This window comes from Sphingosinicellaceae bacterium (assembly GCA_019285715.1).
Classification (GTDB): domain Bacteria; phylum Pseudomonadota; class Alphaproteobacteria; order Sphingomonadales; family Sphingomonadaceae; genus Glacieibacterium.
The window spans coordinates 2,832,215-2,859,141 of record CP079108.1 but is presented as its reverse complement, the minus strand read 5'-3'; the positions used below and the strand labels follow the sequence as shown (position 1 = coordinate 2,859,141).

The following is a 26,927-nucleotide window of genomic DNA, read 5'->3' as shown; positions in this document are numbered from 1 at the left end:
CGGTGGTTGCCTAGCTGACCGAACGATGGCAATTTTCGCGGACTGTCAGCGGCAGGAGTCTATAGGGTGGCCCCCAGTTCGATCACGCGTCGCGAACTCCTCGCCGCAACCCCGGCAATCCTCGCCATTGCCACCGGCCTGCTGCCCGTCGCCGCCTGGGCCGAGCAGATCCAGAAGCAGTGGGCCTCGTGCGCCAAGTGCCGGACGGTGTTCTTCGACGGCTACCGGAACAAGGCGGTCTGCGCCGCTGGGGGTGGCCATGTCGCCGGCCCAACTCGCGTCCAGCTGCCCTACGACAAGGCCCTCGGCCCCCGCGTCCAGGGCGGGTGGAGATTCTGCGACAAGTGCCACGGGCTGTTCTTCGACGGCTACCCGAACAAGGGCGTCTGCCCGGCGGGCGGCGGCCACCACGCGCAGGGCTTCCTGTTCACCCTGATGCACGACATCCCCGGCGGCGGGGGGCAGTTCCGCTACTGCGACAAGTGCCACGTCCTGTTCGAGCGAGGGCCGGGCCGCTGCCCGGCGGGCGACGAGCACCGCGCGCAGGGCTTCATGTTCATGCTGTTGCCCGAGGGCTCGCAGCGGATCGACTGAGGGTCTGTCAACGCTCGAGTCCGGTCAACGCTTGACCGGACCCTCGGCGACCGCCTCCACGGCCTGCGGAGCCATCGCCGCATAATACGCCGCCGCGCCGTCGATCTCGGCATCGGTCATCTGCTTCGCCGCAGCGAGCATCGGGTTCGACTTGATACCCGCGTTGCGGAAGCCCGCGCGGTACAGCCGCAACTGGTCGCGCAGGTACAGGTAATTCTGCCCGGCAATCGCCGGGTACAGGCGCGCATTGGCCTTGTTGATATCGTGGCATTCCTGGCACGCCCCGACTTTGCGCGCCGGGATGCCGGCCTCCGCGACCTGGCGCCCCGTCGCAAGTACCGCCGGGGACACCGCAAACTGGGGCGAGCGAGTCCGCGGCAGGCTGTGGAAACGCGCTGACAGCGAGTCGATCTGGCTGTCGGTCAGCTGGACCGCAACGGGCTGCATGTAGGCGCTCTGGCGGGTGCCGTTGGCGTAGGCGACCAGCGCCTCCTTGACCGTCGTCGCGTTGAGCACGGTAAGGTTCGGGAAGGCCCCGTCCGGACGGCCCGCGCCGTCGGTGCCGTGGCACTGGACGCAGGACGCCGCGAGGTCAGGGCCGACAATGCCGCGCCCGAAAGCGCTGGCGGGCCGGCTATACTGCGACTCCTGCGGATACTCATTCATGTTGGGCATTTTATAGGGCGTCGCCTTGAACGGATCGAACGCCGGGGCAAAGCCGACGACGCCCGCCGCCTGCCCGGCAGGACCCTGCGCCAGCGCGTCGTACTCGACTCGACCCAACGTTGGCAGCCGCCGTAGAAAGGCGACGATCGACCATATTTCGTCGTCGCGATTGACCGCCGGCCAAGACGGCATGGCGCTGTACTTCACGCCGTGCTGGAGGATGTAGAACAGCTCCGGCGCCGTGTATTGGCGGACGACGAGCTGAAGATATTGGGGCCGCGGCCGCATCGACAGCGCGATCGGGTTCTGGCCAAGGCCCGGGCCCCCGTGGCAGCTGCTGCACACCCGGCTGAAATAAACCGCGCCCTTTTGGACCCGTGGCACTGTGTCGAGGTCGGCGGGCACGACGATGCCGTCGGCGTGATGCGAGACCGAGCGCTTGAAGACATAGTGAAGAAGCGCCGCCCAGCCCTGCGGATGCGGGGTCGAAGCACCTAAGTTGGCGATACCGCTGGTGATGACGAGGAGCGCGACCATTCCCGCCATCACTCCGGCCGCCAGCAACGGCCCGATCCAGTGGCCGAGACGGCGTGGAAACAGGGTGCCGATGAGCGAGGAACGCGGTGGTAGAGCCATACGACGGTCCTGCGAAATATCCGGCCGACAGATGCAATGCCCGGCGCGGTTCAGTGTTCCCGGCGGGCTGCGGCAGGTTGCCACGGCCCCGCCGGATATGGTTAATTCAGCGTGGGGAGACCGTCATGCCGCAGGATCCGCGCGTCGACGCTTATATCGCCAAGGCCGCGCCATTCGCGCAGCCGATCCTCGAGCATCTCCGCAGCCTGATCCACCGCGCCTGCCCGGACACCGAGGAGGCGATCAAGTGGTCGATGCCGATGTTCCTGTATCGCGGCAAGATCATCGTCAACATCGCCGCGTTCAAGGCCCACGCCGCGTTCGGCACCTGGAAGCGCGAAGTGGGGGACAGCATCGACCGGCCAGAGGCCACAATGGGCCGGCTCGGCAGGCTGACGAGGCTTGCGGACCTCCCGCCCGACGACGAAATCGTCGCCGCCGTACGGTGCGCGATGGCCGCCGTCGATGCCGGCGGCACCAGCACGCGCCGGGTCAGCAGCCCGAAGCCGGCGCCCGACGTACCGGATGACCTGCAGGCGGCGCTCGACGCGGTGCCCGCCGCCGCGACCGCCTTCGCCGCGTTCCCGCCGGGCGCCCGGCGAGATTACACCGACTGGGTGATCGAGGCGAAGCAGGCGGCGACCCGCGCGCGCCGGATTGCGCAGGCGGTTGAATGGTGCGCCGAGGGCAAGCGGCGGCACTGGAAGCACGAAGCCTGTTGAAAACTCGGCGGGCTTTTCGCGGTTTGCCGTTGGCTCAAGAGCATCGGTGAGGCGTATCACTCGAGTTCCTTGTCATCCCGGACTCGACCCGGGACCCAGCCGATCCAGCGCTCGGACTCGGTGGTAAGCTGGGTCTCGGGTAACGCCCGGGGTGACACGCGTGTTTCGGGCTACGCCTCGAACAGCTTCGCCCAGCCGCGGACCGCGCGGTCCTTCCAGTAGCCGCGGTGATACGCATCCGACGCCAGCAGCGGCATCACCGAGCCGGCCTCGGCGAAGACCATCTGCTCGATGCCAGTGTTGACCTTGCCCCAGCTCGCGGCCTCCTGCAGCGTCGAAGACGAGCAGGCACCGTCACGGACGTCGGCAACAGTGATCTGGACCGCGTACTTGTGGACCTGGACGTCATCGTGGCCGAGGATTTCGGCGCAGACGACGGTATCCTGGATAAAGTTCTTGGGGACGCCGCCGCCGATCATGAGCAGGCCGGTGGTGCCGGCTTCGATCTTGATCTGCGTCAGCTCGCGGAAGTCGGCGATGGCGTCGAGGACCATGTACGGCTTGCCCGCCTTCATGGCCTCGACCTGGTGCTTGACCAGGCCAAAACCGGCCGACGAGTCGACGAACGCCGGGCAGAAGATCGGCACGTCATGCTCGTACGCGAGCTTGACCAGGCTGTTCTCCTTCTTGCCGTGCTCGACCAGATACTTGCCCATCTCGCGGATGAACTCGCGGCTCGAATAGGCGCGCGGCTCCAGCGTCTCGGCGATCTCGTAGATCGTGTGGTCGACGTGCTGGAGCTGCTCCTCGTCGATATACGTGTCGTAGATCCGGTCGATCAGCAGCGAGCGCAGCGTGTCGTCGTCGGGCACCTCGAGCGCCTGATAATGCTTGTGGCCCAGGCCCTCGAAGAAATCCATGTCGACGATGGTCGCGCCGGTGGCGACGATGCCGTCGATCATGTTGTTGCGCAGCAGCTCGGCATACAGGTCCATGCAGCCGCCGGCGCTCGTCGACCCGGCGATGACCAGGAAGATCGTGCAGTCGGGGTCCTTCAGCATGTCGTTGTAGATCCCCGTCGCGCGGGCGAGGTCGCGCGACGTGAAGCTCATGCCGGCCATGCCGTCGATGATCGGGCGGGCGTCGAAGGACCGGATGTCGATGTGTTTCACGGTGGTGCTGAGCAGTTCGGCCTTGCGGGTGTCGTTGATGGCGTTGGTGGTCATGGTCGTGCTCCAGTGTCTGACTGGCTCGGCACCTCAGGTGCCGCCCGCGGCTGGATCATCCAGCGCCGAACGGGGAAACTCTTACCCTCCCCCCTTGAGGGGGAGGGACCGGTCGCCGCTTGGCGACCAGGGTGAGGGCAGGGTGGAAACGTGCCAAATGAGCGGCTCACTTCCCTCTCCCTGGTAGCGCAGACGCTACCTGTCCCTCCCCCCGAGGGGGGAGGGTGGAAGGCCTAGCTCTTTGCCCGCCGGATCGGGGTAACGACCTCGCGTGACGGCTCGGTGACAACGTAGGCGCTGGCCATCGGCTCGTCCGTGGCAATGCGGGTCTCGCCGTTGCCGAAGCCGTTGAACGCCGTCCGCATCGCGCAGCCGTAGGCCCCGAGCATGCCGATCTCGATGTAGTCGCCAGCCTCGACGTCCGCGGGCAGCATGAACGGACCGCGCATGAAGTCCATGTCGTCACACGTCGGGCCGTAGAAGCTGAAGCCCATCTCCTTGGCGTGGCTGCTCTCGCTGCGGACCAGTTCGGTCGGGAAGCGCCAGTCGATGTGCGCGGCGTCGAACAGCGCGCCGTAGGCACCGTCGTTGATGAACAGCGTCTCGCCGCGGCGCTTTTCCACGCGCACGAGGATGCTGGCGTACTCCGCCGACAGCGCCCGACCCGGCTCGCACCAGAGTTCGGCCGAATAGCTGACCGGCAGGTCCTCGAAGGCGCGACCGATGACCTCGAAATAACGGTCGAGGGCACCCGGCTCCATGCCCGGGTAGATCGACGGGAAGCCGCCACCGACATCGATGACGTCGACGGTGACGCCGGCCTCGACGATCGCGGCACGGACGAGGGCCATCGCGTCGCTGTAGGCAGCAGGGCTCATCGTCTGGCTGCCGACGTGGAAGCAGATGCCGAGCGCGTCCGCAGCCTGGCGAGCGGCGTGCAGGACCGGCGCGGCCTCGTCGACGCCGACGCCGAACTTGGCAGCGAGGCTGAGCTTGGCATAAGCGGACGAGACGCGCAGCCGGACGCAGAGCGTCAGATCGGTCGCGGCAACACCATTGGTGCTGGTCGCGGCGACGATCTTCTCGACCTCATCGACCGAATCCAGGCTGAACACGCGCACGCCGTGGACGTGGTACGCCTCGGCAACGGCTTCGGCCGGCTTGACCGGGTGCATGAAGCACAGGGTCGCCTCGGGCAAAGTCTCGCGGACCAGGCGCACCTCGACGATCGAGGCAACGTCGAAGGTCCGAATACCGCCATCCCACAGGATGCGCAGCAGGTCGGGCGACGGGTTTGCCTTGACCGCATACATCGACGTTCCCGGAAACTTCTCGACGAAGTAACGGGCGGCGCGCGTGGCGGCGTGGGGGCGAACGAGGGTAACGGGTTGCGACGGACGTGTGTCGCGGGCTACCCCCAGCGCGTTATAAGGCTCGTGCAATTCAAGGGACCTCCGGGGCGTGATTCGCAGCGAACTTGCTGCAACAAACTGCCTTGCGGTTGGAAGTCCCATGGGGCAGCGGAGGGCGTATCTAGGGTCGCGACCCCCCCCTGTAAAGCGATTTATTCGTGGAACTTTTTTCGTGGTTTTGACGTGGCCGATCAGCGAGTTAGCCTGTGGATGAAAATGCCCTTTTTGCAACGGTTTCCGGGCGCGAGGTGGCGGCGGCGGCGGCGCGCATCCGCGGCCACGCGGTGCGGACGCCGCTGCTCAGGTCGGATGTTCTCGATTCCGCTTCCGGTGGCCGAATCTGGCTGAAGCCCGAATGCCTCCAGCGCACCGGATCGTTCAAGTTTCGCGGCGCCTACAACCGGCTCGCGGCGATGACCCCCGAACAGCGCCGGGCCGGCGTCGTGGCGTTCTCGAGCGGCAATCACGCGCAGGGCGTCGCGCTGGCTGCGCGGCTGCTCGGGATGCCCGCGACGATCGTCATGCCGAGCGAGGCCCCTGCGGTTAAGGTCGACGCGACACGGGGCTACGGGGCGGAGGTAGTGTTCTACGACCGCTTCACCGAGGACCGCGCGGTGATCGCGGGCGCGCTGGCGGCACAGCGCGGGGCGGTGCTGGTCCCGAGCTATGACGACCCGTACATCGTCGCGGGACAGGGCACCGTCGGGCTGGAGATCGCCGAGGACCTCGCCGCGCTGGGCGAGACCGCGGACGTGGCATTGGTGTGCTGTGGCGGCGGGGGGCTGTCGAGCGGAATCGTGCTCGGCTCCGGGCTGCCGGTCGTGACCGTCGAGCCCGAGGGCTATGATGACGTCGCGCGCTCGCTGGTCGAGGGTCGCATACTCCCCGTCGTCAACCCCGGCCCGACGGTCTGCGACGCGCTGCAGACGCTGGTGACGTGTCCGCTGACCTTCGACATCCTGAGCGGCGCGGGCGTCACCGGGGTCGCGGTCAGCGACGCGGCGGCGCTGCGCGCGGTGGGATTCGCGTTCCGGGAGCTCAAGCTGGTGCTGGAGCCGGGCGGCGCGGTGGCGCTGGCGGCGGCGCTGGAGGGGATCGTCGACCTGAGGGGGCGGAGCGCGGTGGTGCTGCTGTCAGGCGGCAATGTCGGGGCGGAGATGTTCGCGCGGTGCCTGACTGCGTGACAATCCGGAGAGACGAATTTTTCGGGGTAGTCCCGACGATGCGCCTGACCTAGGCGCGTAGGCTATGAGTACGGTGCAGGAAGAAGGCTGGGCGCTTACCGAAAAGGAAAAGCAGACCCTGCGCTTGATCGTGCGTGGCCACGACGCAAAATCGGTCGCGCGCAGCCTCAACCTGTCTGTGCACACGATCAACGAACGGCTTCGTGATGCACGGCGCAAGATGGCGGTATCGAGCAGCCGCGAGGCGGCGCGCCTGTTGCTGGCGGCCGAGACCGGCGCGGGCTCGTCAGACCCCGATTTGTCTGGAGACACAGAAATCGGGGCAGACGCACCGCGTCCTGCGGTGGATCGGGAAGGCGCGCCAATCAAGGGCGTGGGGCGGGTCGACCGCCGGATCATTGCAGGAGCCTGTCTCATGATGCTTGCCCTCGGCTTGTTCGCGCTCGTCGCGTTGCCCGAAGTCGCGACGACAAGCCCGCCGTCGGTGCAAACCGCCGCCAGCGCGACGGTCAATCCTGAGGTGGTGGACGCGGCGCGCAAATGGCTGGTGCTTGTCGACCAAGGTCTTTGGGACGCGAGTTATCGGGGCACCTCGCCGGCGTTTCGCAAGCTGAACACGCTCAAGGTCTGGGCGACGACGTCCGAGCAGGTGCGGGTGCCCCTGGGTGCCGTGATCTTGCGCACTTTCGTAAGTCAGGAGAACCTCCCCGCTCCGCCGGCTGGTTATGAAGTGGTCAAGTTCCGGACCAGCTTCGCCAACAAAGCCGATGCGCTGGAGACGGTCTCCCTCGATCGTGCAGGCGGCAACTGGCGTATCGTAGGCGTGACGATCGAGTAGGCCGGCGGCAGCGCATCGGCGCGCGTGGTCGTTTGACCGGTACTGAGCCCGTGCCGGTACGATCAAAGGAAGCCTGCTCGATGGACGCGCTGACCGCCTTCGGCCTGTTCGCGGTGTCGGGAATGCTGGTCTGCTACGCCCTCGATGCGCGCTCGCACTGGTGGGGGCTGGGGTTCGCGGGGTTCTGCGCGCTGGGGTCGGTGTACGGGTTCCTGCAGGGGGCGTGGCCGTTCGGGGTGGTCGAGGGAATCTGGGCGGTGGTGGCGCTGCGGCGCTGGGTTACCCTCCCCCCCTGAGGGGGAGGGACCGGTTGCCCGCTTGGGCGACCAGGGAGAGGGGAGGGAGCCGCTCATTCGGGATTCCCCCTCCCGACCCCTCTCCCTGGCTGCAAGGGCGGCCTGTCCCTCCCCCTCAAGGGGGGAGGGTAGCAAGGCAGTCAAATCGGCAGCGTCGTCGCCGTCGCGAAGCGGTGCCCCGGCGCGGGGACGTCGTCGACCGGGGCCTCGGCTTCGCCGAACCACGCCGCGACGCGGGCCTTCGCTTCGGGCGCGAGGTGCAGCCCGAGCTTGGTCCGCCGCCACAAGACATCGTCCGACGTCGTCGCCCACTCGTTCGCCGCGAAGTGCGCCAGTTCCGCCTCGAATACCCCGCCGAGGTTCGCGCCGAGCCCGGCCTGCAGCAGCGGTTCCGCCGCTGTTCCCAGCGTGCGGGCGAGGCGCTTGATGATCGCGGGGTCGTAGTCGGCGTGGGCGACGAGCAGGTTTTCCAGCCAGCGCGCGAAGGCTGCCTGGCCGGTCTCGCCCTTTAGGCGGGGCATGTCGCCACCGGGCAGCGGCGCAGTCGCGGTCCATGACTTCGACTTGGGCAGGACGATCTTCATGACCGCCTCGGCGAGCTTGCGGTAGGTGGTGATCTTGCCGCCGACGACGGTCAGCGCGGGCACCCCGGCGTGTTCGAGCAGGCGGTAGTCGCGGCTGGTTTCGCGGTCACCCTTGCCGGCTTCGAGGATCAGCGGGCGCACGCCCGAGAAGCGGTGGATGATGTCGTCGTGCGTGAGGGGTCGCGACAGGTACTTGTTGACCGCGCCGAGCAGATATTCGGTCTCGGCCTCGGTGATCTGGGCGGCCTCGGGGGCGTCGATGTCGCGCTCGGTGGTGCCGATCAGCGAGAAATCGCGCTCGTAGGGGATGACGAAGACGATGCGGCCATCGTCCTGCTGGAGCATGAAGGCGTCGCGGCCGAGGTGGACCCGGCGGGTGACAAGGTGCGAGCCCTGCACCAGCCGCAGCGCGGGCGCGTCGTTGCGGCCCATGACCTGCGCCGCGACGCTGCCGGCCCACGGCCCGGCGGCGTTGACGAGGTATTTCGCCTGCAATTCCCGGCCGTCGTCGAGCGCTACCTGCCACAGTTCGCCGTCGTGGCGGGCGCTGGTCACGCGGGTCCGCGGCGCGATCAGCGCGCCCTTTTGCGCGGCGTCCTGGGCGTTGGCGAGGACCAGCCGGGCGTCGTCGACCCAGCCGTCCCAGTAGCGGAAGGCGGCGCGATACTTGGCGTCGAGCGCGCGCCCCGCGCGGTCCTGCCGCAGGTCGATCTTCGCCGAGCCGGGGACGACGTCGCGCTTGGCGAGGTGGTCGTACAGGTACAGCCCGGCGCGCAGCATCCACTCGGGGCGCTGGCCGGTGACGGGCAGCACGAAGCTCTGGGGCCAGGTGATGTGCGGCGCGATGTCGAGCAGCACCTCGCGCTCGGCCAGAGCTTTCCGGACCAGCCCGAAGGCGTAGAATTCGAGGTAGCGCAGGCCGCCGTGGATCAGCTTGGTCGAGGCGCTCGAAGTCGCGCCGCCGAGGTCGCCGGCCTCGACCAGCGCGACGGTGAGCCCGCGCCCGGCAGCGTCGCGTGCAATGCCCGCGCCGTTGATGCCGCCGCCGATGACGAGGAGGTCGTGGATCACCGAGGTCTATTGGCGGAATTTGTGCGCCGCGTCATCCCCGAGAAGGTGCCCGTGATTGCCGCGCCCGTCTTCGTCATCCCCGCGAAGGCGGGGACCCATCAGCCCAGCATTCAGGGGTGATGGGTCCCCGCCTTCGCGGGGATGACGGGGGGAGAGCGAACACGCTACAGGGTCGCACCATGACCCCAGAACTGATCCTCGTCCTCGACGAGGGCACGACCTCCACCCGCGCCATCGCCTTCGACACGGCGGGCAGCATCGTCGCGCAGGCGGCCCGGCCGCTGACGCAGAGCTATCCGCAGCCCGGGTGGGTCGAGCATGACGCGGCGCAAATCTGGACGCTGAGCCTCGAGGTGCTGCGGGACGTCGCCGCACAGGTTGGCGTTGAGCGGATCGCCTGCATCGGCCTGACCAACCAGCGCGAGACCATCGTGTTCTGGGACCGCGCGACCGGTGAGCCGCTGGCCCCCGCGATCGTCTGGCAGGACCGGCGCAGCGCGGACCTGTGTGCGCAGCTTCGCGAGGCCGGGCACGAAGACCGGGTGCAGGCCACTACTGGCCTTGTCCTCGACCCGTATTTCTCGGGGACCAAGATCGCCTGGGCGCTGGCGAACTGGCCGGAGGTCAAGGCGGCCGCCGACGCGGGTACGCTCGCGCTTGGGACAGTGGATTCGTACCTGTTGTTCCGGCTGACCGGCGGCGCGGTGCACGCGACCGACGCGACCAACGCGTCGCGGATGCTGCTGATGGACCTTGCGACCTGCGCGTGGGACGACGGCATGATCGACCTGCTCGTGGTGCCGAAGGCGGCGCTGCCGGCGATCACCGATTGCGCAGGCACGCTCGGCACGACGTCGCTGCTCGGGCCGGACATCGCGATCACGAGCAGCGTCGGTGACCAGCAGGCCGCCGCGATCGGGCAGGCGTGCCACGACCCCGGGATGGTCAAGGCGACCTACGGCACCGGGGCGTTCGTCCTCGCCCACGCCGGGTTGGTGCCGCCCGTATCGACGCACCGGTTGCTGTCGACGGTCGCGTGGCGGCTGGACGGAGTCGCGGCTTATGCGCTGGAGGGCAGCATCTTCACGGCCGGGGCGGCGGTCCAGTGGCTCCGCGACGGCATCGGATTGATCGACAGCAGTGCTGAGTCCGAGGCTTTGGCGCGCTCGGTCCCGGACAGCGGCGGGGTCGTCGTCGTGCCGGCGCTGGCGGGCATGGGAGCACCGCACTGGCGCGCCGACGCGCGCGGGCTGGTCACCGGCCTGACCGCGGGGACGACGCGCGCTCACATCGTCCGCGCGACGCTGGAAGCGATGGGCCAGCAGACCGCCGACCTGCTGTTCGCGCTGGCGGCCGACGGGGTCGCGCCGACCCGGCTGCGCGTCGATGGCGGCATGGTGGCGAACGATTGGTTGTGCCAGGACCTCGCGGACAGCATCGGGCTGGCGGTCGAGCGGCCCGAGGTGATCGAGACCACGGCGCTGGGCTGCGCGATGCTGGCGGGGGTCGGTGCGGGGCTGTTCGCCTCGCTGGGGGGGGCGGCGGCGATGGCCCGGCGCGACCGCATCTTCGAGCCCGACACCGACGAACCCCGCCGCGCCGCCCGCCGCGAGCGCTGGGCCCATGCCATCAGACAGGTGCTCGCGCCATGACCGATATCCTCGTCGCCGTCGCGATGTTCGCGGCCTTCGCGCTGATCGGCACCGGGCTGTGGATGCTCGCGAAGGGCGTCGGCACCCGGGTCAAGGCAGGGCTGATGATCGCCGCGGGTGTGGTGACGATCTTCAACGTCTGGGTGAATACGGTGCCGATGTAGAGCGGGTCACGCTCCACGCGACGGCGTCATCCCCGCGTAGGCGGGGACCCATCAGCCCAGCATTCAGTGGTGATGGGTCCCCGCCTTCGCGGGGATGACGGAGAAAGTAAGGGCTCGCTTGCCTTCAGTTCGGCTTCGGCTGCACCTCTGCCGGTCGGAACGCCTTGATCACCGGCAGGATCGAGGCAAAATCGTCGCTCCACGCCGGCACCCCGGCTTCGGGCAGCAGTGGCCGCCAGTTCGCGGTGTCAGTCGCGGCCTGAACCTCGGCCATGCGCGCGGGACTCCGGGTCAGCGCGATCCAGGTCGACTTGGTGTCGCCGCGCGCGGTGTCGGCGGCGGTCGGGAACAGGTGGTGGAGCGCTGCCGACCAGCCCTCGGCACGTGCGATCGCGGCGACCACCGGCTCGAGCTGCAGATAGCGGTTGGAGACATGCACCAGCAGCACGCCGTTCGGGGCGAGGACGCGCCCGTACACCGCGAACGCCTCGCGGGTCATGAGGTGGAGCGGGATGGCGTCCGACGAGAACGCATCGACGGCGAGGACGTCGAGGCTGCCGGGCAAGGTCAGCGCCAGCGAAAGCCGCGCGTCGCCGAGCACGATCCTGGCATCGGGCTTGCAGCCGCGCAGGTAGGTGAACTGGCCGGTATCGCGCGCGATGCGGACGATCGCGGGGTCGATCTCGAAGATCGTCCACGCCTGTCCCGGCTGCGCGTAGCAGGCGAGCGTACCGGTGCCGAGGCCGACGACGCCGATCCGCGCGGCGGGGCCGAACAGCACCGGCACAGCGCGCAGGACGAGGCCAGCCCCGCTGCCGGGCGCATAGTAACTGGTCGGGCGCAGGCGGTCGGCGGGGATCTTCGACTGGTAGCCGTGCAGCGTCGTGCCGTGCGCGAGGGTGCGGGCGTGCGGCTGCTCCTCGACCTTGTAGATCCCGAAGAAGGTGCGGACGCGCTGGTCGGGCGTCGCCGAAACCCGAAGCTCGAGGATGCCGCCCGAAACCAGCAGCAGCACTGCGACATGCCATGCGAACTGCCACCGGTGCCCGATCGACAGCAGCGCGAACACGATCATCGCCCCCATGATCGGGACCATCGTGGCGAGCGTGACGTGCGGGACGACGGCGACGGCGACCAGCACGACGAGGCTGACCAGCGGCAGCAGCAGGCGCAGCACCCGGCCGAGGTCGGCGTCCGCCCACAGGCGCTCCAGACGCGGACCCGGTGCCGTCGCCGGGATCAGCAGCGCGGCGGCGATCAGCAGCAGCGGCTGCTCGTAGACCCAGTCGAACACCACCGGCGCGACCAGCGCGCAGCACACCCCGCCGAGCACGCCGCCGAGCGACATGAACAGGTAGAATTCGGTCAGGCGGCCCGCGACCGGACGAGTCTCCGCCAGCGTGCCGTGCAGTGCGAGCGCTACGGCGAACAGCAGGATCAGGCTGGCGAGCGTGCTGAGCGGGATCGACACATAGCCGGCGGGGAAGGTCGCCGCTCCGCCGATGACGACCAGCAGCATCGGCGCTACGACGCAGGCGATCCGCGTCACCCCCGGGCCGACGCCGGAGAACGCGACGATGAAGGTCAGCAGGTACAGCGCCAGCGGGATCACCCACAGCAGTGGCATCGCCATCACGTCGGTGGTCAGGTGGGAGGTCGTCGACAACAGCAGGCCCGACGGGACCAGCGCGAGCAGGGTCCAGCGTAGGCGCTGCCGCCACGTCACGGCACTGTCGTCGGCCGCCGCGACGACCGCGACTTCACCCGATCGCAGCACTCCGAAGCCGGAGATCGCGACGAGCAGCGCCAGCACGCCGAATCCCGCGGTCCACAGCACCGACTGGCTGGCAAGGCGCGTCGTCGGCTCGAGGATCAGCGGGTAGGCGAGCAGCGCCGCGAGGCTGCCGGCGTTCGATGCGGCGTACAGGAAAAACGGGCTCGCGGCGGCGGTATCGCGCGAGCGGGCGAACCACGCCTGCATAAGCGGGGCCTGCGCGGACACCACGAAGAACACCGGTCCGATCGACGCCGCGAGCAATCCGAGCAGCCACAGCGTCGGCGGGGTCGTGCCCTCGGCGGGAAACCACCGCGCGATGGTGACCGGCAGCGTCAGCGAGGCGAGGCCGAGCACGACGAGGTGGACGATCAACTGCGTCCGTAGCGCGAACCGCTGCAGCGCGTGCGCGTACAGGTACCCGAGCAGCAGCACCGTCTGGTAGAACACCATCGCGACGTTCCACACCGACGGCGAGCCGCCGAGCAGCGGCAGGATCATCCGCGCGAACAACGGCTGGATCAGGAACAGCAGGAAGCTGCCGGCCAGGATCGTCGCGATGAACAGCGGCCGCAGCCGCTGGTCGCTGCGCGGTGTCGCCGCCTCGTTCAGGATACTTGCCATGCGCCCCCGCAATTCCCCGTCGGTCGGCAATAGGGCACGGAGGCCCCGGACGGAAACGGAGTTTCGCGCGGCTGCTCTACCCTCCCCCCTTGAGGGGGAGGGACCGGTCGCCACTTGGCGACCAGGGAGAGGGCGGGGAGGGGATGCTCCGAAGGACGCGGCTCCCGCACCCGCTCCCTGGCCGCGAAGACGCAGCCTGTCCCTCCCCCTCAAGGGGGGGAGGGACAGGGGCAGCCGTGCCTGCTTGAAATCGGCCGCCTGGCGCGCTTTTCGTCATCCCCGCGACGCTGCGCAGTGAATTCCCCTACGCCGGCGCGAGCTGCGCACCCCGCACCAGCCGCCCGGGCAGTGCCCCGGTGTGGACCCCGGCGCGATAGGTGACCTCGCCGCTCTTGATCGTTACCGCGTAGCCGTCCGCCTCCTGGTGCAGCCGCTTGCCGCCCGCAGGAAGATCGCGGACGACGATCGGCGCGTGCAGGGTCAGCGCCGCGAGGTCGATGACGTTGACGTCGGCCTTGTAGCCGACGCTGAGCCGGCCGCGGTCGTTCATGCCGACGGCGCGCGACGGCATGTCGGTCAACGCCTGGATCGCCCCGCCAAGGTCGAGCGCCCGGCCCGCTGCCGCGTCGCGGACGAAGTTCTGCAGGTAGAAGGTCGGGAAGCTCGCGTCGCAGATCATGCCGTAGTGCGCGCCGCCGTCGCCGAGACCGAGCACGGTGTGCGGGTGCGCGCACATCTCGCGCGCCGCATCGAGGTTGCCGTCGCGGTAGTTGGCGCCCGGCAGGAAGAAAATCGTGCGACCGCCGTTGTCGAGCATCGCGTCGTAGGCGAACTCCTCGACGGTCTGGCCCCTGGCCTCCGCCAGTTTCCAGATACGGTGCGCGCCGTCGGGCTCGTACTGCGGCGGATCGCCCATGACGTAGGCGGCGCGGAACGAGTTGACGATCGCCATCGAGAACGGGTTGGTGTCCTCGGCCGCCTCCGACAACAGCTGTGCGCGCAGCTCCGGATCGCGCAGTCGCTCGAGTTTTTCCGCTAGCGGCAGGTTGGTCAGCGGGCGGAAGCTCGGGTGCAGCGCGAAGGGGTGGAACGACAGGTCGAGGCCGTACAGCAGCCCGACCGGGCGCGGGTAGACCTGACCCTTGATGGTCACGCCCTCGGCGTTCGCGGTGTCGAGGTGCTTCAGGTAATTGCGCCAGTTGTCGGGATCGCCCTGCGGCGTCTGCAGCAGCGAGAACGACAGCGGGCGCTCGGCCGCCTCGGCGATCCGGCGCATCAGCCCGAACTCGTCGACCGCGTCGCCGTCGAGGTTGGCGATCAGCTGGTAGACGCCCGCGCCCGCATCCTTGAGCCCGCCCGCCAGCGCCAGCAGCTCGTCCTCCTCCGAATGGAGGCTCGGTGCCAGCGCGCCGGCCTTGGTGCGGTGGAGCAGGTTGCGCGAGGTCGTCACCCCGAACGCCCCGGCGCGAATCGCCTCCGCGGTCAGGTCGCGCATCTGCTTGAGGTCGGCGTCGGTGGGTGCCTCGCGCCGCGCCCCGCGCTCACCCATGACATAGACCCTGAGCGCCGAGTGCGGCAGCTGCGCCGCGATGTCGATGTCGAGGCGGCGCTGGTCGAGCGCGTCGAGATACTGCGGGAAGGTTTCCCAGTTCCACGGCAGGCCCTCGGTCATCACCACCTCGGGAATGTCCTCGACGCCCTCCATCAACTCGACGAGCAGGTCGTGCTGGTGCGGCCGGCATGGCGCGAACCCGACTCCGCAATTGCCCATGACGACGGAGGTCACGCCGTGTCCCGACGACGGCATCATCCGGTGCTCCCACGTCGCCTGTCCGTCGTAGTGCGTGTGGATATCGACGAAACCCGGGGTGACGAGCTTGCCGGTCGCGTCGATCTCCTCGCGCCCGGACCCGTCGACCGCGCCGACCGCGACGATCCTCCCACCGTCGATGGCGAGGTCGCCGACAACCCCCGGGCCGCCGAGCCCGTCATGGATATCGCCGCCACGGATCACGAGGTCATAGGTCGTCATGCGCGTACTCCCCAATTTTGTTGGGTGTAGCATAATTTAGGCAAGGGGAGCGTCAATCGTTTGTCGCGGCAACCAGACCGGTGTCCGCCGGGCCATCAATGCGCCCTGGTCAGCCCCTTCATCGCCCGGTCCAGTCCCTCGAGCGACAGCGGGTACATGCGGTCCTCCATGACGGTCTTCATCATCTGGATCGACTGGCTGTGCGCCCAGCTTTTCTCGGGGATGGGGTTGAGCCAGGCGGCGGCGTGATAGACGTCGAGCATGCGGCGCATCCAGACGTCGCCGGCCTCCTCGTTCCAGTGCTCGACCGAGCCGCCGGGGTAATTGATCTCGTACGGGCTCATCGAGGCGTCGCCGACGAAGACCAGTTTATAGTCGTGCGGAAACTTGTGGAGCAGGTCCATGACCGGAGTGCGCTCCGACCAGCGGCGCTTGTTGTCCTGCCACAATGCCTCGTACGGGCAGTTGTGGAAGTAGAAGAATTCGAGGTGCTTGAATTCGGTCCGGGCGGCGGAGAACAGTTCCTCGCAGACCTTTACATGGGGGTCCATCGAGCCACCGACATCGAGCATCAGCAGCAATTTGACCGCGTTGTGCCGCTCGGGACGCATCACGATGTCGAGATAGCCCTTCTTGGCGGTGCCGTTGACGGTGGAGTCGAGGTCGAGCTCGTCCGCCGCGCCGTCGCGGGCGAACTTGCGCAGGCGGCGCAGCGCGACCTTGATGTTGCGGGTGCCGAGTTCGACCGAACTGTCGAGGTTCTTGAACTCGCGCTTGTCCCAGACCTTGACCGCCGAGCCCTTGCGGCCCTCGGCCTGCCCGATGCGGATGCCCTCGGGGTTGGAGCCGTAAGCGCCGAAGGGTGATTTGCCGCCGGTGCCGATCCACTTGTTGCCGCCTTGGTGGCGCTCCTTCTGCTCGGCGAGGCGCTGGGCGAGCGTCTCCATCAGCTTGTCCCAGCCGAGCTTCTGCAGCTCGGCCATCTCCTCAGGGCTGAGGTTCAGCTCGGCGATCTTGCGCAGCCATTCCTCGGGGATCTCGGCGGTGCCGGTCTCGATCGTCGGCTCCAGCCCCTTGAAGACCTTGGCAAAAACCTGGTCGAAGCGGTCGAGAAGGCCCTCGTCCTTCACGTAGGTGGCACGCGCGAGATAGTAAAATTCGGTGATGTTGTGCTCGATGACGTCGGCCTGCAGCGCCGCGAGCAGGGTCAGGTGCTCCTTGGTCGACGCCGGGATCTTGGCGGCGCGGAGCTCGTCGAGGAAGTTGAGGAACATCGGGTGATCCTAATACAGGGTTCGGCGGGATGGAAACTGGGTTGATCGCTCTCCCTTGCCGTCATCCCGGCGCACGCCGGGACCCGTCTCGTGAATGTGGGAGATGGGTCCCGGCGTGCGCCGGGATGACGCGCGCGTAGAGAGATGGCGGTTCAAAGCGGCGGAAAGTTGAACAACTTGACCGCGAGGTCATCCCAGTCGGGATTGTCCGCCTCGATGAGTTCGATTTTCCACGCCCGCCGCCATTCCTTGATCTGCTTCTCACGACGGATCGCAGGCTCGATCGTCTCGAAATGTTGGGACCACATGAGCCGCTTGATGTTGTACTCGGACGTGAAGCCCTTGAAGTGGTCGCTGCGGTGTTGGCCGATCCGGAGAGCCAGGTCGGAGGTTACGCCGGTGTAGAGCGCACCCTGCTTGCGGTTCGCCAGGATGTAGACATGGCCGCCGTCGTTCATCTCGTCATTTCCCGCCCGTCATCCCGGCGAACGCCGGGACCCATTACCTGAGTTCGGGAGATGGGTCCCGGCGTTCGCCGGGATGACGACGTGAGAGATCACTCCGCCGCTTCCGCCAGACCCTCGGGCGGCATGTTGTGCCCCAGCATTCTGAGCACGTCCGCCGCGCACTCGACGATGTTCGACCCCGGCCCATAGATCCCCGAGACGCCGGCCTCGCGCAGGAACTCGTAGTCGCCCGCGGGGATGACGCCGCCCGCGAACACCTTGATGTCGCTGCGACCGGCGGCGCGGAGGCGCTTGATCAGCTCGGGGATCAGGGTGCGGTGGCCCGCCGCCAGCGACGAGCAGCCGATCGCGTCGACGCTGGCCTTGAGGGCCATCGCCAGCGTCTCGTCGGGGGTCTGGAACAGCGGGCCGGAGACGACGTCGAAACCGAGGTCGGCGAACCCCGAGGCGACGACGTTGGCACCGCGATCGTGGCCATCCTGGCCCATCTTGGCGATCAGTATCTTGGGCTTGTGGCCGAGCCGCTGCTCGACTGCCATGATGCCGCCCTGGACCTGCTCCCAGCGCGGATCGCCCTTGTAGGCCTCGCCGTAGATGCCCTTCACCGGGATCGGCGTGGTGCCGTAGCGGCCGAACACGTCCTCCATCGCGAGGCTGATCTCGCCGAGCGTGGCGCGCGCGCGGGCGGCGACGACCGCCAGTTCGAGCAGGTTGGCGTTGCCGCGCGCGCCCTCGCGCAGGGCGTCGAGCGCGGCGGTGCAAGCTGCGGTGTCGCGGGTGGCGCGCAAATCCTCGAGCCGCGCAACCTGGTCTTCGCGGACCTGGACGTTGTCGACCATCAGTGTCTCGATGATCGCTTCCTCGGCGAGGCGGTACTTGTTGACGCCAACGATGACCGTCTCGGCGCGGTCGACGCGCGACTGGCTGGCGGCGGCGGCCTCCTCGATCATCTGCTTGGGCCAGCCGCTGGCGATGGCGCGGGTCATGCCGCCCTCGGCCTCGCAGCGCTGAATCAGCGCCCAGGCGGTCTCGGCGAGCTCGCTGGTCAGGCTCTCGATGTAATAGCTGCCGCCTAGGGGATCCACGACGTTGGTGACGCCGGTTTCCTCGGCGATGATCAGCTGCGTGTTGCGGGCGATGCGTGCCGAGAACTCGGACGGCAGCGCAATCGCCTCGTCGAGAGCGTTGGTGTGCAGCGACTGGGTGCCGCCGAGGACCGCGGCCAGCGCCTCGACGGTGGTGCGGACGACGTTGTTATACGGGTCCTGCTCGGTCAGCGACACGCCCGAGGTCTGGCAGTGGGTGCGCAGCATCTTGGAGCGCTCCGACTTTGCGCCGAGCTGCGTCATCGCGCGGTGCCACAACAGGCGGGCGGCACGGAGCTTCGCCACCTCCATGAAGAAGTTCATGCCAATCGCGAAGAAGAACGACAGGCGCCCTGCGAACGCGTCGATGTCGAGGCCCTGTGCCTGCGCGACGCGGACATAGTCCATGCCGTCGGCGATGGTGAACGCGAGCTCCTGGACCTGCGTCGCGCCGGCTTCCTGCATGTGGTAGCCACTGATCGAGATCGAGTTGAACTTCGGCATCTCGCGCATCGTGTAGCCGATGATGTCGGCGACGATCCGCATGCTCGGGGCGGGCGGATAGACGTACGTGTTCCGGACCATGAACTCCTTGAGCACGTCGTTCTGGATGGTGCCATCGAGCAGCTTGCGCTCGACGCCCTGCTCCTCGCCGGCAACGATGAAGAACGCCAGGATCGGGATCACCGCGCCGTTCATCGTCATCGACACGCTCATCTTGTCGAGCGGGATGCCGTCGAACAGGATCTTCATGTCCTCGACCGAGTCGATCGCGACGCCCGCCTTGCCGACGTCACCGGTGACGCGCGGGTGGTCTGAGTCGTAGCCGCGGTGGGTGGCGAGGTCGAAGGCCACCGACAGGCCCTTTTGCCCGGCGGCGAGGTTGCGGCGGTAGAAGGCGTTCGACGCCTGCGCGGTCGAGAAGCCCGCATACTGCCGGATCGTCCACGGCTTGCCGGTGTACATCGTGGCGCGGACGCCGCGGGTGAACGGCGCGATGCCGGGCAGGCCGGGGTCGAGCTCGGCGGTGTCTTCAGCGGTATACAGCGGCTTGACCGCGATGCCCTCGGGCGTCGTCCACTCGGTCAGTGGGCCCTTGGCTTCGCGCTCGGCGAGGGCCTGCCAGTCGGCGAGGGATGGGATCGACATGCTACACGCTCCGTTCGCGGGAACGGATGACGTGGGGGGAGGGGGTGCGTCAAGTATCGGAATGGTCAGGAGAGGATTCGCGATCCTGTGTCTGTAGACACGAAAACGCCGCCGATCTTGCGACCGGCGGCGTGTTCTTGCGACGCTGCGAAGGCGATCAGCCGAAGCTGACGGCGACCTTCTGGCGGCGACGGACGGCGACGCCGGCCATGCCGAAGCCGACGAGCATCATCGCCCAGGTCTCGGGCTCGGGAACGCCGCCCGCCAGCACGATATTGTCGAGCTGATTGTTGGAATAGCCGCTGCTGAAGAAGCTGACCGAGGTCACGTTGGTCAAGTTGGCAAGGTAGCTGGAACCGGTGCCGAGGTACGTCGAATTCAGGGTCAGGCCGTATTGGCTTCCGAAGTCGAAGGAGATCAGGCTGAAAGCGCCGCCGCCGACCTTGGTCAGGGTGATATAGGCACCCGGCAGATTGTCGCCGTCGTCGTGCCAGCTGAAGTTGTCAGAACCACCGCCATCACCGATATGAGCACCGAGTTCCGCGTTCGGATCGTTCGTGGTCTGGACCGTCAACACGTAGCCCGCTTCGGTGTATGCGAGGAACTGACTGTTACCCGTCATGTTCGCGCCGAGGGGATAGGTGTCGCCATAAACTGTGTTCAGGCCGTCGAACGTTAGCGTGGTCGACTGTGCTGCGGTACCGGCAAGCAGAGCGGCGGCAACAGCCATGGCTGTGTACGAAATCTTCACGAAATTCTCTCCCCCGATCGATGCATCTCGATCTCGGAAGACAATATGCAAGCCTCGTGCCAAACATTACGGGATCGTTACAGATAGCTGTTTCAATGGCTTGTCCAAGATCGCCGGCAGGTCCGATTTACCGATTGTAAAGCTGGCCGACACTTTTGTCGTCGCGACGCCTTTTGGACACCCCTCAGACCGCGTTCCCCGCCGCGACCCCGCTCGCCCACGCCCACTGGAAGTTATAGCCCCCCAGCCAGCCCGTCACGTCGACCGCTTCGCCGATCGCGTACAGGCCGGCGACCTGGCGCGCTTCCATGGTCCGGGAGCTCAGCCCGGTGGTGGCGATGCCGCCGGCGGTGACTTCGGCCTTGGCGAAGCCTTCGCTGCCGTTGGGGGTGAAGCGCCAGTCGGACAGCGCGCGCTCGGCCTCGGCGAGGCGGCGGTCGGCGAGGTTGCCGACATCGCCGGGCAGGTCGAGGCGGGCAGCGAGTGTCTCGGCGAGGCGGTCGGGGAGGTGCGCGCCGAGCACCGCGCGCAGCGCCGAGCGCGGCCGGTCGCGCTTGGCGGCCAGCGCCCAGCCTGCGGCGGCGTCGGGCAGGAAGTCGATGCCGACGGGCTCGCCGTGGCGCCAGTAGCTCGACACCTGCAGGATCGCCGGGCCGGACAGGCCGCGGTGGGTGAACAGCGCCGCCTCGCGGAACGAGGCCTTGCCGGCGCGGGCGATCACCGGCGTCGCGACGCCCGACAGCGAGCGGAACAGAGTCTCGTCCTGACCCAATGTCAGCGGGACCAGCGCCGGGCGCGGCTCGACGATCTTGAGGCCGAACTTGCGCGCCAGGTCATAGGCGAACCCCGTCGCGCCGAGCTTGGGGATCGACGGCCCGCCGGTGGCGACGACCAGCGCCGGGGCAGTCGCCCCGCGGTCGCCGTAGCTTACGTGAAACTGCCCGTCGGCATGGCTTACGTCGCCGATGCCATGCCCCAGCGCGACCTCGACGCCGTCGCACTCGTCGAGCAGCATGCGGACGATCTGGCGGGCGGACCCGTCGCAGAACAATTGGCCGAGCGTCTTCTCGTGCCAGGCGATGCCGTGGCGGTCGACCAGCTCGACGAAGTCCGCCGCGGTGTAGCCCGCGAGTGCCGACTTGGCGAAGTGCGGGTTGGCGGACAAATAGCGGTCGGGCGCGGTGCCGGTGTTGGTGAAGTTGCAGCGCCCGCCGCCCGAGATCAGGATCTTCTTGCCCGGCTCGTCGGCGTGGTCGACGACGAGGACGCGCTTGCCGCGCTGGCTCGCGGTCGCCGCGCACATCAGGCCCGCGCCCCCGGCACCGAGGATAATCGCGTCGAAGGAGGTGGGGGCCGTCATCGCGGCGGGTCATCGCAGGGGGGAGGGGCCGCCGCAAGTTGCGCGGCCCGGGTCAACTCTTGCGGTCGGCCGTCCACAACCCGATGCGGAACACCACGAACTCCGCCGGTCGCAGCGGTGCGACGCCGATCTCGACGATCAATCGTCCGTTGTCGATGTCGTCCTGCGTCATCGTCGTGCGGTCGCAGAGGACGAAGAACGCCCGCTCGGGCTTGTTCCCGAGCAGCGCGCCGTCGTGCCAATGCTGCATGAGGAATTTCCGGATCGCGTCCCGCACGTCCTCCCACAGCCGCTCGCCATTCGGCTCGAACACCGCCCATTGCAGCCCGGCGTCGAGCGAGTGCTGGAGCCAGTCGAGCTGGCGACGGACGTTGATGTATTTCCAGTCGGGATCGCTCGACAGGGTGCGTGCACCCCAGACGCGCAAGCCCCGGTCCGGGAAGGCGCGCAGGCAGTTGATCCCGAGCGGGCCAAGCAGGTCCTGCCCCGCTGTGTCGACCGCGTGCTCGAAGCCGGTGGCGCCGCGGACAATCTCGTTCGCCGGGGCCTTCCAGACGCCGCGCTCGATGTCAGTGCGGGCGTAGATCCCAGCGATGAACCCGGACGGTGCGACCGGTCCGGCGGGGGTCACGACCCACGGCCAGTAGAGCGCGGCGCGGGCGCACTCGAGGCCGGTGCGGAAGGCGGTAACGCCCGCGACATCGAGGCCCGGCGGCGGATCGACCAGCGCAAACCGATAGCACCCCGGCTCCTCGACATGCGCGATCAGTGCGGCGGCGATGCCCGTGTCGGTCATCCCCGGGGCGGCGACGACATCGACCTCGGGGAGTGCGGCCAGCGCGGCGGCGACCCCGGTGGCGTCGGGTGTCGCGGCCCCCGAGATATGGACCCGCGCGCCGCCGTTGCCGAAGAATGCGGCGACCGCATCGGCAAGCGCTGGGGCGGCTCCCGCATAGAGGCGGGTGAACTCGGCCGTCGCGGTGACCGATGCCGGTGCCGGCGAAGCGCCCTCGCCGACCGTCCCGACGAAGCCCGCGACGGCGGTCGGCACGCCGACGATGGCACGCACGCGCAAGGGGATTTCCTCGACGAACACGCCCGGGGTCTTGAACACCGCCATTATGCCAGCATCCACCCCGCGGGGGTGGGCGGCAAGCCCTGTCGTGCCGCCGGAAACCGGTCGCCGCGGCATGGACTTAACGTTTCTTTAAAGGCAAGTGTCGGGTCGGGGCTGAAACGACGGCGTGTTGCTTAGTAGGTCGCATCCAATCGGGGGAATTACATTGAAGCGCTTTCTTGCCATTGCGGTTGCCATGGGTATTTGTGCCGTCACGGCGGGCACCGCGCAGGCTGTCACGATCGATTTCGAGAACGTCGATACGACAGGTGCTCCGGGCTTGCCGTTTCTGTCGCACGGCGACGTCGTGACACAGGATGGCTATTACTTCGAGACCATCAACGCTGATGGGCTCGGGGGCTATCTCGATGGTACGATATCCAATGGATCGGACCCCGACGCCTGCCTGATGGGCGTGTGCCCGGTGGGCAACCTGACGAACTATCTGGTAGGGCTCAACGCCGGCTATTTCGCTTTCGCTCGATTGGACGGTGGCAAATCCACACTCTCGAGCTTTGACGCGGCCTTCGTGACGGCGGACGGCGCGCCGGCAATGACCGTGCCCGCCCTGTTGCTGATTTTGGCGTTCCACGCAGACGGCAGCGTCTGGGAAAACTTTTACGACTTGGGCGCCATCGGGAGCCACGGCACGACGGCCTTCCAGACGTATCAGGTCGAGGGGGCGGGCGAGGCGATCGGTTTCCTGGCCGTGGCTTATCGCTGCGACGATGTCGGCAGCTGCACCCGCTTGAGCAACGAAGCGCAGTTCGCGTTCGACAACGTCGTGCTCGAGAATGTCGGTCCGGGAGCGACCGTCCCCGAACCGGCGACCTGGGCGCTGATGCTGCTCGGCTTTGGCGGGGTCGGCACCGTCGTGCGCCGACAGCGGAACCGGCTGCCGCTGGCGGCCTGAACGCGGCGGTCCCTGGCCCCGGTGGGCCAGGGACCGGCCTTTCCCTAGACCCGCTCGATCGTCACCGGCAGCTTCGTGTAGCCGTGCACGAAGCACTGCGCGACATACTCGGGCGTGCCGGTGACGCGGACCCGCCAGCGGCGCGCCACCATCTCCTCGAACAATATCTGCAGCTGGAGTTCGGCGAGCCGGGCACCGACGCAGCGGTGAATGCCGAAGCCGAACGCGAGGTGACGGCGGGCGTTGGCGCGGGTGACGTCGAGGCGTTCGCCGTCCGGGAAGATGCTCTCGTCGCGGTTGGCGGCGAGATACCACATCACGACCTTGTCGCCCTTGGCGATCCTGTGCCCGGCAATCTCGGTATCGGCGAGCGCGGTGCGCCGCATGTGCGACAGCGGGGTCTGCCAGCGGATGATCTCGGGCACCGCGCCGGGGATCAGCGCCGGTTCGGCGAGCAGCTTGGACCACTCGCCCGGATACTGGTCGAAGGCGTGGACCGCGCCGGACATCGAGTTGCGGGTGGTGTCGTTACCGCCGACGATCAGCAGCACGAGGTTGCCGGCGCGCTCGTTGAACTCCATGTCGCCCATTGCCTCCGAATGGACCATCATCGAGATCAGGTCGCCGGTCGGTGGCGCGGCCTTCCGCTCGGCGAACAGCCGGTCGAAGTAGGCGGTCATGTCGAGCAGATGCTGGTGGCGGATGTGTGTCCGCTCCGGATCGACCGCGGCCTCGATATCGCCGCCCCAGTCGGACCAGAGCGTCAGGAGGCGCCGGTCCTCCCACGGGAAGTCGAACAGGATCGCGAGCATCTGGGTGGTCAGCTCGATCGACACCTGGTCGACCCAGTCGAACTCTTCGCCCACAGGTAGCGTGTCGAGCAGCTCGGTCGTGCGCTGGCGGATCGACGCCGCCATGCGGGTCATCTCGGCCGGGCCGAAGGCGGGGGCCACCACGCGCCGCTGCCCGGTGTGCTTCGGTCGGTCCATCGCGATGAACTGCGGCAGGCTCATGTCGCCGAACAGGCTGGCGATGGTGATGCCGCCGTATTCATAGCTCGACGAGAAGATCTCGGGGTGGGCCTCGACCGCCATGATGTCGGCGTGGCGGCTGACCGACCAATAGGGCCCGAACAGGCTGTCGGGGCAGAAGTGGACCGGAGCCTCATGGAGCAGGCGGGACATCGGTTCTCGCCAGCCATCGGTGCGGAAGATTTCAGCGAGGCTGACATCGAATGTCGCCAGGTCGTCCTGCGTCTTCAACTGCGTCGCCATGTGCGCCTCCCCAGGCCGGCATCGTCGTTGCGTCGCAGGATGCGCTCAAAATCGGGCCGAAGCGAGGGGGGTATTTGGGGAGCCAAAAGCGTTTTCTGCGACTCGGCGACGCATGCTATCGGCGTTGCAACGAATTCGGTTCGCACATCCCTGGGTGGAGTGCTCCGGCTGCCGAGGCGAGGCCAACTCGCTCGAGCGATCCGGCCGTACCCTGCTCGCGAGCACAGGAGGCCGTCATGGCCGGATTCGAAGATTCAATCATGAGCCACCTCAAGGCAGGTGGTCTCGCCAAGGATCACCTCAGCGGGCTCACCGCCGCGGCAGCGCAGATCAATGCGTCCGGCATCAAGGGCATGCGTATCCTGACCAAGGGCACGCCAGTGCCCGACTGGATCCGGATGTCGGGCATCGCCGACAAGGCCGCGATCAGCAAGCTGGTCAGCGACGTGCTCGGCAAGCAGCAGCAGATCGGCAATATCCAGATCTTCCCGTACGGCATTCCCTTCCCGGATATCTATCGGGTCGAGATCGATATCGGGCCCGGTGCACAGCACGGCTGAGGACGCGGCGCGGTGATGGATGAGGCAACCGGCGCAGGGCACGAACAGGGGCCGCTGGCGATCTTCCACGTCCATCCATCGCTGCGTTGCAATCTTGCCTGCGCGCATTGTTATTCGTCGTCGTCACCCGCGGCTCGTGACGCGCTGCCGGTCGAGGCCATCGTCACCGCGATCGACGATGCGGCGGGACTGGGGTGCAACGTGCTGTCGGTCTCGGGCGGTGAGCCGCTGATGTACGCGGGGCTGCCGCGGCTGCTGGAGACTGCGCGGGCGCACAATATGCGGACCCAGATCGTCACCAACGGCTGGTTTCTCGGCAGTCCAGCGCTGGCCGCGGCGGCGCCTTGGCTCCACCTGGTGGCGATCAGCCTCGACGGGCCGGCGGCGGTGCACGACCGGATGCGCGGGTCGCCCCGCGCCTTCGAGCGGCTGGTCGCTGGCCTGGCGAAGATTCGCGCGCTCGGGGTCGACTTCGGCTTCGTCCACACCGTCACTGCCGAGAACTGGGACCAGTTGTTCGCCACCGCCGCCTTTGCCGCGAGCGCCGGGGCGAAGCTGTTCCAGCTCCATCCGCTCGAGATGGCGGGCCGGGCGACGACCGACGCCGGGCCGCTGGTGCTCGACGCGGACACCGCCGCCAAGGTCTATGTCCTCGCGGCGATCCTGAAGGCGCGCTACGCTGGCACGATGGCGGTGCAGGTCGACCTGCTCCACCGTACCCAGCTCCGCCCGCCGTCCGACGAAGACGGCCTCGCGGCGGCGCTCGGTATCCTGGTGATGGAGGCGGACGGAGTTGTCGTCCCGCTGGCCTACGGCTTCGACCGGCGCTTCGCGGTCTGCGACATCGGGCGCGCGCGGCTCGCTGACGCATGGCCCGGATTCGTGCGCGAGAAGTTGCCTGCCTACCGCGCGCTGGCCGCCCGGCTCCACCGCGAACTGGCCCGCGCCGATGCTCCAGACCTGTGCAACTGGTACGAGTTGATGGTCGACCGCAGCGCCCGCGCGCCTGTCGGAGACATGGCCCCGGCGTGAACAGCGGTTGCCACGGCGCGGGGTTTGCCTAAAAGCGGGCAGAATATCCTCGAGGAGCAACTATGGCCGCGCCCGCGCGCCCCCAAGCCCGACCGCTTTCGCCGCACCTGACGGTCTGGAAATGGCGCGTCAACATGACGGTCAGCATCCTGCACCGCGCCACCGGCACCGCGTTGGCGACCGGTGCGGTCGTGCTGTTCCTGTGGTGGCTGGTCGCCGCCGCAACCGGGATCGAGGCGTATTCGGTGTTCCTGTCCGTCGCGACCGGCTGGTTCGGGATGCTGGTCGGCGTCGGGCTGACTTTGGTGTTGTTCCAGCACATGATGTCCGGCATCCGCCACCTGGTCATGGACACCGGCGCGGCGCTCGAGGTCCACACCTCGCGGGCGTTCGCCACCGCGACATTGGTCGGCTCGGTGCTGCTGACGGTCCTGACCTGGTCCGCGATCTACGTCATGAAGGGCTTCTGA

Annotated in this window: 24 protein-coding genes; 11 read left to right on the top strand and 13 right to left on the bottom strand. The window is 68.0% G+C overall.

Features of this window, described 5'->3' with window-relative positions; all coding sequences use genetic code 11:
* Positions 1–66: 66 nt before the first annotated feature.
* A complete protein-coding gene (locus KX816_13265) occupies positions 67–594 on the top strand; it encodes a hypothetical protein (GenBank protein QXQ05236.1) in 528 nt (175 codons plus the stop codon).
* Positions 595–618: 24 nt separating this feature from the next.
* Here KX816_13265 and KX816_13260 read toward each other — a convergent pair whose 3' ends face one another.
* Positions 619–1,896, bottom strand: a complete 1,278-nt coding sequence (locus KX816_13260) for a c-type cytochrome (GenBank protein QXQ05235.1) — start codon at positions 1,894–1,896, stop codon at positions 619–621.
* Positions 1,897–2,021: 125 nt separating this feature from the next.
* On the opposite strand from KX816_13260, the gene KX816_13255 reads away from it, so the two are divergent.
* Positions 2,022–2,618, top strand: coding sequence for a YdeI/OmpD-associated family protein (locus KX816_13255; GenBank protein QXQ05234.1), 597 nt, complete (start codon positions 2,022–2,024; stop codon positions 2,616–2,618).
* Between the two features lie 170 nt (positions 2,619–2,788).
* On the opposite strand, the gene KX816_13250 is transcribed toward KX816_13255, so the two are convergent.
* Together KX816_13250 and KX816_13245 are read right to left on the bottom strand one after the other, a co-directional pair.
* Positions 2,789–3,844 carry a deoxyhypusine synthase gene (locus KX816_13250; GenBank protein QXQ05233.1) on the bottom strand — a complete coding sequence of 352 codons (1,056 nt, stop codon included), beginning with the start codon at positions 3,842–3,844 and terminating at the stop codon, positions 2,789–2,791.
* 233 nt (positions 3,845–4,077) lie between these two features.
* A complete protein-coding gene (locus KX816_13245; GenBank protein QXQ05232.1) occupies positions 4,078–5,286 on the bottom strand; it encodes a type III PLP-dependent enzyme in 1,209 nt (402 codons plus the stop codon).
* Positions 5,287–5,462: 176 nt separating this feature from the next.
* On the opposite strand from KX816_13245, the gene KX816_13240 reads away from it, so the two are divergent.
* The 3 genes from KX816_13240 to KX816_13230 all read left to right on the top strand — a co-directional run bounded on the left by KX816_13240 (position 5,463) and on the right by KX816_13230 (position 7,574).
* Positions 5,463–6,440, top strand: a complete 978-nt coding sequence (locus KX816_13240; GenBank protein ID QXQ05231.1) for a threonine/serine dehydratase — start codon at positions 5,463–5,465, stop codon at positions 6,438–6,440.
* 64 nt (positions 6,441–6,504) lie between these two features.
* Positions 6,505–7,278 (top strand): DUF4019 domain-containing protein, encoded by a 774-nt coding sequence (locus tag KX816_13235; protein QXQ05230.1) that lies wholly within the window; start codon positions 6,505–6,507, stop codon positions 7,276–7,278.
* Between the two features lie 80 nt (positions 7,279–7,358).
* Positions 7,359–7,574, top strand: a complete 216-nt coding sequence (locus KX816_13230) for a hypothetical protein (protein ID QXQ08559.1) — start codon at positions 7,359–7,361, stop codon at positions 7,572–7,574.
* Positions 7,575–7,714: 140 nt separating this feature from the next.
* Here the strand turns inward: KX816_13230 and glpD are convergent, their stop codons facing one another.
* Positions 7,715–9,229 carry a glycerol-3-phosphate dehydrogenase gene (glpD, locus tag KX816_13225; GenBank protein QXQ05229.1) on the bottom strand — a complete coding sequence of 505 codons (1,515 nt, stop codon included), beginning with the start codon at positions 9,227–9,229 and terminating at the stop codon, positions 7,715–7,717.
* A gap of 179 nt (positions 9,230–9,408) precedes the next feature.
* On the opposite strand from glpD, the gene glpK reads away from it, so the two are divergent.
* Entirely contained in the window at positions 9,409–10,881 is a 1,473-nt protein-coding gene (gene glpK, locus KX816_13220; protein QXQ05228.1) for a glycerol kinase GlpK, read from the top strand.
* A complete protein-coding gene (locus KX816_13215) occupies positions 10,878–11,045 on the top strand; it encodes a hypothetical protein (protein ID QXQ05227.1) in 168 nt (55 codons plus the stop codon). Before glpK ends, KX816_13215 begins: the two co-directional genes overlap by 4 nt.
* A 124-nt stretch (positions 11,046–11,169) precedes the next feature.
* Here KX816_13215 and KX816_13210 read toward each other — a convergent pair whose 3' ends face one another.
* The 8 genes from KX816_13210 to KX816_13175 all read right to left on the bottom strand — a co-directional run bounded on the left by KX816_13210 (position 11,170) and on the right by KX816_13175 (position 22,696).
* A complete protein-coding gene (locus KX816_13210) occupies positions 11,170–13,443 on the bottom strand; it encodes a fused MFS/spermidine synthase (protein ID QXQ05226.1) in 2,274 nt (757 codons plus the stop codon).
* A 304-nt stretch (positions 13,444–13,747) separates the two neighbouring features.
* Complete coding sequence (locus tag KX816_13205; GenBank protein QXQ05225.1) at positions 13,748–15,475, bottom strand: amidohydrolase family protein; 1,728 nt, start codon at positions 15,473–15,475, stop codon at positions 13,748–13,750.
* A 95-nt stretch (positions 15,476–15,570) separates the two neighbouring features.
* The gene (locus KX816_13200) at positions 15,571–16,749 is read right to left on the bottom strand and encodes a VWA domain-containing protein (protein QXQ05224.1); all 1,179 of its coding nucleotides are present in this window, start codon (positions 16,747–16,749) and stop codon (positions 15,571–15,573) included.
* 152 nt (positions 16,750–16,901) lie between these two features.
* Positions 16,902–17,207, bottom strand: a complete 306-nt coding sequence (locus tag KX816_13195; GenBank protein QXQ05223.1) for a GIY-YIG nuclease family protein — start codon at positions 17,205–17,207, stop codon at positions 16,902–16,904.
* A 98-nt stretch (positions 17,208–17,305) separates the two neighbouring features.
* Positions 17,306–19,450, bottom strand: coding sequence for a methylmalonyl-CoA mutase (gene scpA / locus KX816_13190; protein QXQ05222.1), 2,145 nt, complete (start codon positions 19,448–19,450; stop codon positions 17,306–17,308).
* 157 nt (positions 19,451–19,607) lie between these two features.
* Positions 19,608–20,072 carry a PEPxxWA-CTERM sorting domain-containing protein gene (locus KX816_13185; protein QXQ08558.1) on the bottom strand — a complete coding sequence of 155 codons (465 nt, stop codon included), beginning with the start codon at positions 20,070–20,072 and terminating at the stop codon, positions 19,608–19,610.
* Positions 20,073–20,385: 313 nt separating this feature from the next.
* Positions 20,386–21,561, bottom strand: coding sequence for an NAD(P)/FAD-dependent oxidoreductase (locus KX816_13180; protein QXQ05221.1), 1,176 nt, complete (start codon positions 21,559–21,561; stop codon positions 20,386–20,388).
* 52 nt (positions 21,562–21,613) lie between these two features.
* Complete coding sequence (locus KX816_13175) at positions 21,614–22,696, bottom strand: phage tail sheath subtilisin-like domain-containing protein (protein QXQ05220.1); 1,083 nt, start codon at positions 22,694–22,696, stop codon at positions 21,614–21,616.
* 178 nt (positions 22,697–22,874) lie between these two features.
* On the opposite strand from KX816_13175, the gene KX816_13170 reads away from it, so the two are divergent.
* Positions 22,875–23,591: an NF038120 family PEP-CTERM protein gene (locus tag KX816_13170; protein ID QXQ08557.1), complete on the top strand. Its 717-nt coding sequence runs from the start codon at positions 22,875–22,877 to the stop codon at positions 23,589–23,591.
* A 44-nt stretch (positions 23,592–23,635) separates the two neighbouring features.
* Here KX816_13170 and KX816_13165 read toward each other — a convergent pair whose 3' ends face one another.
* On the bottom strand, positions 23,636–24,865 hold the full coding sequence (locus tag KX816_13165; protein ID QXQ05219.1) for a cytochrome P450: 1,230 nt from the start codon (positions 24,863–24,865) through the stop codon (positions 23,636–23,638).
* Positions 24,866–25,101: 236 nt separating this feature from the next.
* Here KX816_13165 and KX816_13160 point away from each other — a divergent pair, with 236 nt between their 5' ends.
* From KX816_13160 to sdhC, 3 genes are all read left to right on the top strand, one after another.
* Positions 25,102–25,425 carry a hypothetical protein gene (locus KX816_13160; GenBank protein QXQ05218.1) on the top strand — a complete coding sequence of 108 codons (324 nt, stop codon included), beginning with the start codon at positions 25,102–25,104 and terminating at the stop codon, positions 25,423–25,425.
* Between the two features lie 15 nt (positions 25,426–25,440).
* Positions 25,441–26,457, top strand: a complete 1,017-nt coding sequence (locus KX816_13155) for a radical SAM protein (protein QXQ05217.1) — start codon at positions 25,441–25,443, stop codon at positions 26,455–26,457.
* Positions 26,458–26,519: 62 nt separating this feature from the next.
* Positions 26,520–26,927 (top strand): succinate dehydrogenase, cytochrome b556 subunit, encoded by a 408-nt coding sequence (sdhC, locus tag KX816_13150; GenBank protein ID QXQ05216.1) that lies wholly within the window; start codon positions 26,520–26,522, stop codon positions 26,925–26,927.